Annotated in this window: 8 protein-coding genes; 5 read left to right on the top strand and 3 right to left on the bottom strand. The window is 60.0% G+C overall.

From position 1 onward, the window contains the following. Positions 1-52: 52 nt before the first annotated feature. The gene (gene msrA / locus DW58_RS17050) at positions 53-691 is read right to left on the bottom strand and encodes a peptide-methionine (S)-S-oxide reductase MsrA (protein ID WP_024548453.1); all 639 of its coding nucleotides are present in this window, start codon (positions 689-691) and stop codon (positions 53-55) included. 341 nt (positions 692-1,032) lie between these two features. Between msrA and tamA the strand changes: the two genes are divergently transcribed. Genes tamA through DW58_RS17035 form a run of 3 tightly spaced genes read left to right on the top strand, consistent with a single transcriptional unit; the run spans position 1,033 to position 6,892 of the window. Continuing rightward, positions 1,033-2,772, top strand: a complete 1,740-nt coding sequence (tamA, locus tag DW58_RS17045) for an autotransporter assembly complex protein TamA (protein WP_024548452.1) — start codon at positions 1,033-1,035, stop codon at positions 2,770-2,772. Further along, complete coding sequence (gene tamB, locus DW58_RS17040; protein ID WP_024562399.1) at positions 2,769-6,545, top strand: autotransporter assembly complex protein TamB; 3,777 nt, start codon at positions 2,769-2,771, stop codon at positions 6,543-6,545. The genes tamA and tamB overlap by 4 nt, the downstream gene beginning before the upstream one ends. Positions 6,546-6,547: 2 nt before the next feature. After that, entirely contained in the window at positions 6,548-6,892 is a 345-nt protein-coding gene (locus DW58_RS17035; RefSeq protein WP_024550901.1) for a gamma-glutamylcyclotransferase family protein, read from the top strand. 42 nt (positions 6,893-6,934) lie between these two features. Here DW58_RS17035 and DW58_RS17030 read toward each other — a convergent pair whose 3' ends face one another. Both DW58_RS17030 and ppa read right to left on the bottom strand, forming a co-directional pair. Next, positions 6,935-8,518, bottom strand: a complete 1,584-nt coding sequence (locus tag DW58_RS17030) for a methyl-accepting chemotaxis protein (protein WP_024550900.1) — start codon at positions 8,516-8,518, stop codon at positions 6,935-6,937. A 230-nt stretch (positions 8,519-8,748) separates the two neighbouring features. Next, positions 8,749-9,279, bottom strand: a complete 531-nt coding sequence (gene ppa, locus DW58_RS17025) for an inorganic diphosphatase (RefSeq protein WP_024550899.1) — start codon at positions 9,277-9,279, stop codon at positions 8,749-8,751. 402 nt (positions 9,280-9,681) lie between these two features. Here ppa and ytfQ point away from each other — a divergent pair, with 402 nt between their 5' ends. Continuing rightward, positions 9,682-10,638, top strand: coding sequence for a galactofuranose ABC transporter, galactofuranose-binding protein YtfQ (gene ytfQ, locus DW58_RS17020; protein ID WP_024550898.1), 957 nt, complete (start codon positions 9,682-9,684; stop codon positions 10,636-10,638). Between the two features lie 180 nt (positions 10,639-10,818). After that, positions 10,819-12,321: a galactofuranose ABC transporter, ATP-binding protein YtfR gene (ytfR, locus tag DW58_RS17015; protein ID WP_024550897.1), complete on the top strand. Its 1,503-nt coding sequence runs from the start codon at positions 10,819-10,821 to the stop codon at positions 12,319-12,321. Positions 12,322-12,330 lie beyond the last annotated feature (9 nt).

Raw genomic sequence — 12,330 nt, 5'->3', positions numbered from 1 at the left:
AAATACCAAACAGCCCCGCATAGCGGGGCTGTTTATCATCGGGCCTGATACGTTACGCCTGCGGCGGCAGGCACACCCCGATACCGCCGATGCCGCAGTAGCCGTACGGGTTTTTGTGCAGGTACTGCTGGTGGTCGTCTTCGGCATAGTAGAACGGCGTTGCCTCGACGATCTCCGTGGTGATATGGCGATCGTCACCGGCCGCATCCATCGCCGCCTGGAAGCGGGCGAGGCTGGCGCGCGCGGCGGCATCCTGTTCCGGCGTCAGCGGATAGATCGCCGAGCGGTACTGGGTGCCGTGGTCGTTACCCTGACGCATCCCCTGGGCGGGATCGTGGTTTTCCCAGAATACCTGCAGCAGCTGCTCGTAAGAGACGACCGACGGATCGTAGACCACGCGTACCGCTTCAGCGTGGCCCGTCTGACCGGAACACACTTCGCGATAGGTCGGGTTCGGCGTATAGCCCCCGGTATAGCCAGCGGCGGTGCTGTAGACCCCCGGCAGCGCCCAGAACAGGCGTTCCACGCCCCAGAAGCAGCCCATCGCAAACAGGGCGACCTCCATCCCGTCCGGGACGTTTGTCATTGAGTGGCCATTCACGGCGTGTAGGGTGGCAACCGGCATTGGCGTGTTACGTCCCGGCAGCGCGTCGTCGCGGGATACGAGGTGGTTCTTATCGAATAGGGTCACAATAATGGTCTCCCGTGGGTAGATGATGTGTTAACAACCTTCACTAAGGTTGTCACAGGGCGCCTGTTTACGGACAATACCCACGCGTTACGCGAAGCGTACAGCAGGCAAAGACGGCGGCAGCCGAAAAAGGGTGCCGGCGAAAAGAGTAAGGTCTGGCGCGCGCTGGCTCACGTATAGCGAGACATGGCGTGACTTTTGCCGGACACCGCCTAAATTAAAACAATAAGAAATATTTGGGCGAACGTCATTTTTTCAACTCCAGTTGTTGGAGTTTTGTTAAGCCGCGGAGCGGTAACACGTTTCCTTCAGGGTGGAAACATGGGTATTCAGGAGAGAACGTGCCACGATTCCGACATATAGGTATTGCCAGTCTGCTACTGGTGACGGGCGCCGCCAGCGCGGCCTCGGTCCGGTTACAGGTTGAAGGATTATCCGGCGCGCTGCAAAAAAACGTTCGCGCCCAGCTCTCAACGATTCAGAGCGATGAGGTGACGCCGGATCGTCGGTTTCAGGCCCGCGTAGATGATGCGATAAGAGAAGGGCTGAAGGCCCTCGGCTATTACGAACCCACCATTCATTTCGAACTGCGTCCACCGCCGGCCAACGGGGGACGGCAGGTGCTGCTGGCGAAAGTGAGCGCCGGTGAACCGGTGCGCATCGGCGGCACCGATGTCATCCTGCGCGGCGGCGCGCGCGACGATAAAGACTATCTCGAGCTGCTGAAAAAACGTCCTGCGGTGGGCACCGTACTGAACCACAATGACTACGACAGCTTTAAAAAAGGGCTGACCAGCGTGGCGCTGCGTAAGGGCTACTTCGACAGCGCCTACAAGAAAAGCCAGCTCGGCGTGGCGGTGGAGCGCCATCAGGCGTTCTGGGATATCGACTACGACAGCGGGCAGCGCTACCGCTTCGGGCCGGTGACCTTCAAAAATTCGCAGATCCGCGACGAATACCTGCAAAACCTGGTGCCGTTTGATGAGGGCGACTACTACACCTCAAGCGATCTCGCCGAGCTGAACCGGCGGCTCTCTGCCACCGGCTGGTTTAATTCAGTCGTCGTGGCCCCGGAGTTTGAGAAATCCCGCGAAACTAAAGTGCTGCCGCTGATGGGCGTGGTGTCGCCGCGCACCCAGAACACCATCGAAACCGGGGTGGGCTACTCCACCGACGTCGGGCCGCGGCTGAAAGCCACCTGGCGCAAGCCGTGGATCAACTCGTACGGGCATAGCTTCTCGACCAGCGCCAGTATTTCTGCGCCGGAGCAGCAGCTTGATTTCAGCTACAAAATTCCGCTGCTGAAGAACCCGCTGGAACAGTATTACCTGGTGCAGGGCGGGGTGAAGCGTACCGATCTGAACGATACCGAAGCCGACTCCAGCACGCTCGCGGTGTCGCGCTTCTGGGATCTCTCCAGCGGCTGGCAGCGGGCGATTAACCTGCGCTGGAGCCTCGACCACTTTACCCAGGGCGACGTCACCAACACCACCATGCTGCTCTATCCAGGCGTGATGATAAGCCGCACCCGCTCGCGCGGTGGGCTGATGCCGACCTGGGGCGACTCGCAGCGCTACTCGGTGGACTACTCCAGCACCGCCTGGGGCTCGGACGTCGACTTCGTGGTGTGGCAGGCGCAGAACGTCTGGATCCGCACCCTGTATGACCGGCATCGCTTCGTGGCGCGCGGCAATCTCGGCTGGATTGAAACCGGCGACTTTGATCGCGTGCCGCCCGACCTGCGCTTCTTCGCCGGCGGCGACCGCAGCATTCGCGGCTACAAGTACAAGTCGATCTCCCCGGAAGACAGCGACGGCAAACTTACCGGCGCCTCAAAGCTCGCCACCGGATCGCTGGAGTACCAGTACAACGTGACCGGCAAGTGGTGGGGCGCGGCCTTTATCGATTCGGGTGAGGCGGTGATGGATATTCGCCGTAGCAACTTTAAAACCGGTGCCGGGGTAGGCGTGCGCTGGCAGTCGCCGGTCGGCCCGATAAAACTCGATTTCGCGGTCCCGATTGGCGATGAAGAGAAGAAAAACGATCTGCAGTTCTATATCGGTCTGGGGCCTGAATTATGAGTTTATGGAAAAAAATCAGCCTCGGGGTTCTGGCATTTATTCTGCTGCTGCTCGCCACCGTGGCGTTCCTGGTGGGGACCACCACCGGGCTTCATTTGCTGTTTAACGCCGCTAACCGCTGGGTGCCGGGGCTTGAGATTGGCACCGTCACCGGCGGCTGGCGCGATTTGACGCTGCAAAATATTCGCTACGACCGTCCGGGTGTCAGCGTCAATGCCGGGCGGGTACATCTCGGCGTGAAGCTGGCCTGCCTGCGTGACAGCAGCCTGTGCGTGAATGACATTTCGCTCAGCGATATCAATGTGGTGGTGGACACCAAAAAAATGCCGCCCGCCGCCCAGGTGGAAGAGGAGGAGAGCGGCCCGCTGGATCTCTCCACCCCGTATCCCATCACCCTGAGCCGGGTGGCGCTTAACAACATCAACATCAAAATCGACGACACCCTGGTGTCGGTGATGGATTTCACCTCCGGCCTCAGCTGGCAGGAGAAAAACCTGACGCTGCGCCCCACGACGTTGCAGGGATTGCTGATCGCCCTGCCAGAGGTGGCGGAAGTGGCGCAGGAAGAGGTGGTGGATCCGAAAATCAACCAGCCGAAGCCGGATGAGAAACCGCTTGGCGAGACGCTCAGGGATCTCTTCTCTAAACCGGTGCTGCCGGAGATGACCGATGTGCATCTGCCGCTCAACCTGAATATCGAGGAATTTCGCGGCGAGCAGCTGCGCGTCACCGGCCCGACCGAGCTGACGGTGCGCAACCTGCTGCTGAAGGTGAGCAGCGTTGACGGCAAAACCTCCCTCGACACGCTGGATATCGACGCCAACCAGGGCACGCTCAATGCCAGCGGCACCGCCGAACTGCGCAACAGCTGGCCGGTGGATCTTACGCTTAACAGCACGCTCAACGTCGAGCCGCTGAAGGGCGAGAAGGTGAAGCTGAAAATCGGCGGGGCGCTGCGCGAGCAGCTTGAGGTCGGCGTGAATCTCTCCGGGCCGGTGGATATGGTGCTGCGGGCGCAGACACGGCTGGGCGAAGCCGGGCTGCCGCTCAATCTCGACATCACCAGCGAGCAGCTCTACTGGCCGTTTACCGGCGAGCGGCAGTATCAGGCCGACGATCTGAAGCTGAAGCTCAGCGGCAAGATGACCGACTACGCGCTGTCGTTCAAAACCGCGGTGCGCGGGGCGCAGATCCCCCCGGCGACCATCACGCTTGACGCGAAAGGCAACGAGCAGCAGATCAACCTCGACAGCCTGCGCGTGGCCGCCCTGGAGGGAACCACCGAGCTAAAAGCGCTGATTGACTGGCAGCAGGCGATCAGCTGGCGCGGCGATCTGAACCTGAAAGGCATCAACACCGCGAAGGAGTTCCCGGAGTGGCCGTCAAAACTGAACGGCCTGATGAAGATGCGCGGCAGCCTCTACGGCGGCACCTGGCAGCTTGACGTACCGGAACTGAAGCTGGACGGCAACGTTAAGCAGAACCGCGTTAAGGTCGCCGGGCAGCTGAAGGGCAACAGCTATCTGCAGTGGACCATTCCGGGTCTGCATCTGGAGCTTGGTCCTAACCGCGCCGACGTGAAGGGCGAACTGGGCGTGAAAGCCCTGGCGCTGGACGCGAAAATTGACGCCCCGCAGCTGGATAACGCGCTGCCTGGGCTTGGCGGCACGGCAAAAGGGCTTATCAACATTCGCGGCACCGTGGATGCCCCGGAGCTGCTGGCAGACGTGACCGCCCGTGGGCTGCGCTGGCAGGAGCTGAGCGTGGCGCAGGTGCAGCTGAAGGGCGAGGTGAAGTCGACCGACCAGCTTGGCGGAAAGCTGAATCTGCGCGTCGAGCGCGTGGTGCAGCCGGGAGTTAACATCGGCCTCGTGACGCTGGATGCCAGCGGCAGCGAAAAGCAGCACAAGCTGGCGCTGCGCGTGCAGGGCGAACCGGTGTCCGGGCAGCTCGATCTGCAGGGCAGCTTCGATCGCGCCGAGCAGCGCTGGCGCGGCAGCCTGAACAACACCCGCTTTGACACCCCGGTCGGCCCCTGGTCCATCAGTCGTGTCATCGCCCTCGACTACCGCGGCAAAGAGCAGAAGATCAACATTGGACCGCACTGCTGGAATAACCCCAACGCGCAGCTGTGCATCCCGCAAGCCGTGGACGCCGGGGCGGCAGGGCGAGCGCAGGTCAATCTCAACCGGTTTGACCTGGCGATGCTGAAGCCCTTTATGCCGGAAACCACCCAGGCAAGCGGGGTGTTTACCGGCAACGCCGACGTAAGCTGGGACACCACCCAGGAAGGGCTGCCCCAGGGGCAGGTGCGCCTGTCAGGCCGCAGCGTGAAGGTAACCCAGGTGGTGAACGACGCCGCGCTGCCGGTAGCCTTTGATACGCTCAACCTCAACGCCGAGCTGCGCAACAACCGCGCCCGTCTCGACTGGCTGATCCGGCTGGTTAACAACGGCCAGTTTGACGGTCAGGTCGAGGTGACCGATCCGCAGAACCGCCGTAATCTCGGCGGCAATATCAACATCCGCAACTTCTCGCTGGCGATGGTCAACCCAATCTTCTCCCGCGGTGAGAAGGTGGCCGGGACGCTGGGCGCCACCCTGCGGCTTGGCGGCAACGTTCAGCAGCCGCAGCTGTTTGGGCAGATGCAGCTCAACGGTGCCGAAGTGGACGGCAACTTTATGCCGTTTGACATGCAGCCCAGCCAGCTGGCGCTTAACTTCAACGGCATGAGTTCTACCCTGCAGGGTGTGGTGCGCACCCGCCAGGGCGAAATCGCCCTAAGCGGCGACGCCAACTGGAGCCAGATTGATAACTGGCGGGCGCGTATCGCCGCCAAAGGCAGCCGCGTGCGCATTACCGTACCGCCGATGGTGCGGCTCGATGTCTCGCCGGACGTGGTGTTTGAAGCGACGCCGAACCTGTTTACCCTCGACGGCCGCGTGGACGTGCCCTGGGCGCGCATCGTGGTACACGAGTTGCCGGAGAGCGCGGTGGGGGTATCCAGCGACGAAGTGCTGCTCGATAACAACCTCAAGCCGGAAGAGACGCAGCGCGCCAGTATTCCGATCAACAGCAACCTGATTGTCCACGTCGGCAACAACGTGCGCATTGACGCCTTCGGCCTGAAAGCACGGTTGAACGGCGATCTGAAAGTGGCGCAGGACAGTCAGGGGCTGGGGCTGAACGGGCAGATCAACATTCCGGAAGGGCGCTTCCACGCCTACGGCCAGGATCTGATTGTCCGCAAAGGCGAACTGCTGTTCTCCGGCCCGCCGGACCAGCCGCTGCTGAATATCGAAGCGATCCGCAATCCTGACGCAACGGAAAACGACGTGATCGCCGGCGTCAGGGTGACCGGTACTGCCGATGAGCCGAAAGCCGAAGTGTTCTCGGATCCGGCGATGTCGCAGCAGGAAGCCTTGTCCTACCTGCTTCGCGGCCAGGGACTGGAGAGCACGCAGAGCGACAGCGAAGCGATGACATCCATGCTTATTGGCCTGGGGGTTGCACAAAGTGGGCAGGTTGTGGGTAAAATCGGCGAGACCTTTGGCGTAAGCAACCTTGCGCTGGATACCGAAGGGGTGGGAGACTCATCCCAGGTGGTGGTCAGCGGCTATGTGCTGCCGGGTCTGCAGGTAAAATATGGCGTGGGCATTTTTGATTCTCTGGCGACACTCACCCTGCGCTACCGCCTGATGCCTAAGCTATATCTGGAAGCCGTGTCTGGGGTCGATCAGGCACTCGATTTGCTCTATCAGTTCGAGTTTTAGCAATGCGAATATTTGTCTACGGCAGTTTACGACGCAAACAGGGCAACAGCCACTGGATGACCAACGCTCAGTGGTTAGGGGATTTCAGCGTCGATAATTATCAACTGTACAGTCTGGGGCACTATCCGGGCGCGGTGCCCGGCGAAGGCAGCGTACAGGGTGAGGTTTATCGTATCGACGCAGCAACCCTTGCCGAGCTCGATGCTCTGCGCACCGCGCGCGGTGAGTATAAGCGTCAGCTGATTCAGACACCGTACGGGAGTGCATGGATGTACGTGTACCAGCGTGCGGTCAATGGACGCACAAGAATAGAAAGCGGGAACTGGTTAGACAGGACCCCAACGTAACACGCACAACGCCACCTTCGGGTGGCGTTGCTTTTTCTGGCGTCAGGCGAGGCGGGATTTCAGCTTGAACACGCTGACCGACGCCAGTAGCCGTTCCGCCTGGCTGTGCATCGACTGCGCGGCGCTGGAGGACTCCTGCGACAGCGTGGCGTTCTGCTGGGTGGCGGCATCCATATGCGTCACCGCGACGTTAACCTGATCGATACCGGTACTCTGCTCGTGGCTGGCCAGCGAGATGGTCTCGATCAGCTCGCTGACCTGCTTCACGCGCTGCAGAATGTCATCCATCGCGCTGCCCGCCTCCTGCACCAGCAGGTTGCCGTCGGCAATGCGCGTTACCGAGCGGTCGATCAGCACGCGGATATCCTGCGCCGCCGAGGCGGAGCGCTGCGCCAGCGCGCGCACTTCTGCGGCAACCACCGCAAAGCCGCGCCCTTCGCTGCCGGCCCGCGCGGCTTCCACCGCCGCGTTGAGCGCCAGGATGTTGGTCTGGAACGCGAGGCTATCGATAACGCCGATAATGTCGTTGATTTCGTTGGAGAAGCGGTGGATTTCACTCATGGTGTGCACCACTTTTTCCACCGCTTCGCCGCCCTGACCGGCCACATCGCAGGCGTTGCGCGCCAGCGTACTGGCGTGACGTGAGTTATCGGCGTTGTTTTTCACCACCGACGTCAGCTCCTCCATCGAGGCCGCGGTCTGCTCCAGCGCGCTGGCCTGCGCCTCATTGCGCGACGACAGCTCGCGGCTGCCCTGCGCGATCTGCGCCGAGGCGGTGGCGATGGTTTCCGTACCTTCCCGCACCCCGTAGACGATATCCGTCAGGTTATGGTTCATCTCACGCAGGGCGCGCATCAGCTCAGCGGTTTCATCCCGCCCCTGAATAGTGATCTCCGCCTGCAGATCGCCGGCCGCCACGGTGCGCGCAATGCTCACCGCTTCCGCCAGCGGTCGGGTGATGCTGCGAATCAGCCACAGGGTGATCAGCGAACCGGCGACCAGGGTAAAGCCCATGACGATCAGCAGCATCAGACGCGTTTTTTCAAACTGCGCCAGGTTGTGGGCATCAATCTGCTGGTGCAGCGCCGTGGCGCGGGCCAGCGTAGCGGCAACCAGATCATCGATCATTTTGGTTGGTTCACGGTCAATGCCGGTCACCAGCTTATCGACGCGCTGCGCGCTGGCGAGATCCCCCACCGCATACTGTTTCAGCGCCGCGATATACGATTGCTCAAGCTGGGCATGCAGGGTGCGGGTTTGCTGTGCGGTGGCGGTATCCATGCCGAGCTGGGGCAGCAGGGTAATCAGCTGGTCGAGCAGCGCCTGGGTCTTCGCGCTCTGCTCGACAAACGCCTGCTGGTATTTGCGGAACGCCTCTTCATCCTGTGCGCCGCGCAGCAGGGTATTTTTCCACTCCTGCACCTGGATCTTAAACTGGACCTGGGCATTCCTGGCGGTATCGATACTCTGGGCGATCAGCATCTGTGTGCGCATCGTGTCCGTGCTTTGCGCAAGGCTGTCAGCGTTATTGATGATACCGCGCAGGCCGATAAACAGCGTGGCGAGCAGCAGCAGGGCGGCAAGCAAGCCGAGGCGCTGCCCAATGGTGAAGCGGTTAAGTTTCATGGTGGTTTTCCCGGGTCAACAGCGAGCCAGTAATGTTACTGGTGCTTAAAGACATGTTATCGGTACTTAACCTTTAGACTTTATCGTACGAGGGAGAAAATTTACGTTTAAACGCGGGAAGTGACGGCGAAGTTCGGCGAAAGCAACATTATGCGGCAGTTTTGTGACAGCGTGATGAAGCACAAACAAAAACACCGCCCGTAGGCGGTGTTTTTACTCACGCAGGAAAATTATTTCTTCGCGGCGCGCTCGAAGGAGGCCACGATCTCTGCTTTCGCAGCAGCCGCGTCGGCCCAGCCTTCAACTTTAACCCACTTGCCTTTTTCGAGGTCTTTGTAGTGCTCGAAGAAGTGACCGATCTGCGCTTTCAGCAGTTCCGGCAGGTCGTTCACATCTTTAATGTGATCGTACTCTTTGCTCAGCTTGGTGTGCGGAACCGCAACCAGCTTGGCATCTTCGCCCGCTTCGTCAGTCATTTTCAGCACGCCAACCGGACGGCAGCGAATAACGGAGCCCGGCTGCAGCGGATACGGGGTCGGAACCAGCACGTCAACCGGATCCCCATCCAGAGAAAGGGTGTTGTTGATGTAGCCGTAGTTGCACGGATAGAACATCGCGGTGGACATGAAACGGTCAACAAACAGCGCACCGGTGTCTTTGTCGATTTCGTATTTGATAGGATCTGCGTTGGCAGGAATTTCGATAACAACGTAGATGTCTTCTGGCAGATCTTTACCCGCCGGAACGTTGAGAAGGCTCATGTCTGTTTCCTTTACATGTATGGCAAACAAGTGCCGGGTATTATAGCTAACTGCGGCTGTTTGTCTCAGCTTGTTTTCATGACGCGACGGACGAGACGCCATTTTCAGAGCCGAAATCAGACTGATTTATCCATATCCACAGCCGCATCTTTTATAAATTCGTGTAACCGCTTACAAAGGGCGCGGCGTTGCGCTTATTGCTCTAACTTTTTCTTCATCATAGAGATAACACGACAGGCGCGCCGCTGCTCTTTTCAGAGATGTTGCAATTCCAGCCCGACGTTAACGTTTTCGTTACTTCTTCGAATTGTGATGTAACGCATTCAGTTACATACCACATTGTCTATAGTCATCCCGCAGGTAAAGTCGTCACTCACAATACCCCCCTACGAGGATACAACTATGTGGAAGCGCTTACTTCTTGTCACAGCAATTTCAGCGGCCATGTCGACCGTGGCGATGGCGGCACCGCTGACCGTGGGCTTTTCTCAGGTCGGTTCTGAATCAGGCTGGCGCGCGGCGGAAACCAACGTGGCGAAGAGCGAGGCCCAGAAACGCGGCATCACGCTCAAAATCGCGGACGGTCAGCAGAAGCAGGAAAACCAGATTAAGGCCGTGCGCTCGTTTATCGCTCAGGGGGTAGACGCGATCTTCATCGCCCCGGTAGTGGCCACCGGCTGGGATCCGGTGCTGGAAGAGGCTAAAGACGCCGAAATTCCGGTGATCCTGCTCGACCGCTCCATCGACGTAAAAGACAAGTCGCTCTACATGACCACGGTCACCGCGGACAACGTGCTGGAAGGCAAGCTTATCGGCGAGTGGCTGATTAAAACCGTCGCCGGCAAACCCTGCAACGTGGTGGAACTCCAGGGCACCGTGGGCGCCAGCGTGGCGATTGATCGTAAAAAAGGTTTCGCCGAAGCGATCTCCAGCGCGCCGAACATCAAAATCATCCGTTCTCAGTCCGGCGACTTTACCCGTTCTAAAGGGAAAGAGGTGATGGAGAGCTTTATTAAGGCCGAGAACAACGGCAAAAACATCTGCATGGTGTATGCCCATAACGATGACATGGCCATCGGTGCCATTCAGGCCATTAAAGAAGCGGGCCTGAAGCCGGGCAAAGACATCCTGACCGGTTCTATCGACGGTGTGCCGGATATCTTTAAAGCGATGATCGATGGCGAAGCCAACGCCAGCGTTGAACTGACGCCGAACATGGCCGGTCCGGCGTTCGACGCGCTCGAGAAATTCAAAAAAGACGGCACCCAGCCTGAAAAAATGACCCTCACCAAATCAACGCTCTACCTGCCGGACACTGCGAAAGAAGAGTTAGAGAAGAAGAAAAACATGGGGTACTGATTCCGTCACGATCGGCTTCTGGCGAGGGGGCCGTGAGGGCGACGATCCTCACCTGGCCCTCTCCCTGGAAGAGAGAGGAAAACCCGCGCTCTGACAGAACGCATGGCGACGGCGCGTTATCCACCCGCCATGCGTTTTGCCAGCTAACCCGCCATCCTCAGGCTTCAGGAGAACCCGGCCATGAATAACGATAACCATCAGGAAATCCTGCGCACCGAAGGATTAAGCAAAACGTTCCCCGGCGTGAACGCGCTCGATCAGGTCAGTATCAGCCTGCGACGCGGTGAAATCATGGCGCTGCTCGGCGAGAACGGGGCCGGGAAATCGACGCTAATCAAAGCGCTGACCGGGGTGTATCAGCCGGACGGCGGCACGATCTGGCTCGAAGGTCGGCCCATCGCGCCAAAGAATACCGCTCACGCCCAGAAGCTCGGCATCGGTACCGTTTATCAGGAAGTTAACCTGCTGCCCAATATGTCGGTGGCGGATAACCTGTTTATTGGCCGGGAGCCTAAACGCTTCGGCCTGCTGCGCCGCAAAGATATGGAGCGGCGCGCCACGGCGCTCATGGAATCCTATGGGTTTGCGCTGGACGTGCGCGAACCGCTTAACCGTTTCTCGGTGGCGATGCAGCAGATCGTCGCCATCTGTCGGGCGATCGATCTCTCTGCCAAAGTGCTGATCCTCGATGAACCCACCGCCAGTCTCGATACCCAGGAAGTGGAAATGCTGTTCACGCTGATGCGCCAGCTGCGCGATCAGGGCGTGAGCCTGGTCTTCGTGACCCACTTCCTCGATCAGGTGTATGAGGTGACCGACCGCATTACCGTACTGCGCAACGGCCGTTTTGTCGGCACTCGCGACACCGCCGATCTGCCGCAGATTGAGCTGGTCAAAATGATGCTGGGCCGCGAGCTGGAGTCCAACGCCTTGCAGCGTGCCGGGCGTACGCTGCTGAGCGACAAACCGGTGGCGGCGTTTAACGGCTTCGGGAAGAAAGGGGTCATTGCCCCGTTCGATCTGGCGGTACGCCCCGGCGAGATTGTCGGTCTGGCGGGGCTGCTGGGCTCCGGCCGCACCGAAACCGCCGAGGTGATCTTCGGCATTCGGCCCGCCGACAGCGGCACGGCGGTGATCAAAGGCCTCACCCGTCGCCTGCGCTCGCCAAGCCAGGCATCCCAGGTAGGGATCGGATTCTGTCCGGAGGATCGCAAAACCGACGGCATCATCGCCGCCGCATCGGTGCGGGAAAACATCGTGCTGGCGCTCCAGGCCCAGCGTGGCTGGCTGCGGCCCATTCCGCGCCGGGAGCAGAACCAGATCGCGGAGCGTTTTATCCGCCAGCTGGGCATTCGTACCCCCAGCGCCGAGCAGCCGGTGGAGTTCCTCTCCGGCGGCAATCAGCAGAAAGTGCTGCTGTCGCGCTGGCTGCTGACCCGTCCGCAGTTCCTGATCCTCGATGAGCCCACGCGCGGTATCGACGTCGGCGCGCATGCCGAGATCATCCGGCTGATTGAAACCCTCTGCACCGACGGTCTGGCGCTGCTGGTTATCTCGTCGGAGCTGGAAGAGCTGGTGGGCTACGCCGACCGGGTCATTATTCTGCGCGACCGTAAGCACGTGGCGGAAATTCCGCTCAGCGAGCTGTCGGTGCCGGCCATTATGAATGCCATTGCGGCATAAGGAGAGAGA

The organism is Siccibacter turicensis LMG 23730, assembly GCF_000463155.2.
Lineage (GTDB): Bacteria > Pseudomonadota > Gammaproteobacteria > Enterobacterales > Enterobacteriaceae > Siccibacter > Siccibacter turicensis.
The sequence above is the reverse complement of the archived record's forward strand: the minus strand, read 5'-3'. Positions and strand labels throughout refer to the sequence as shown.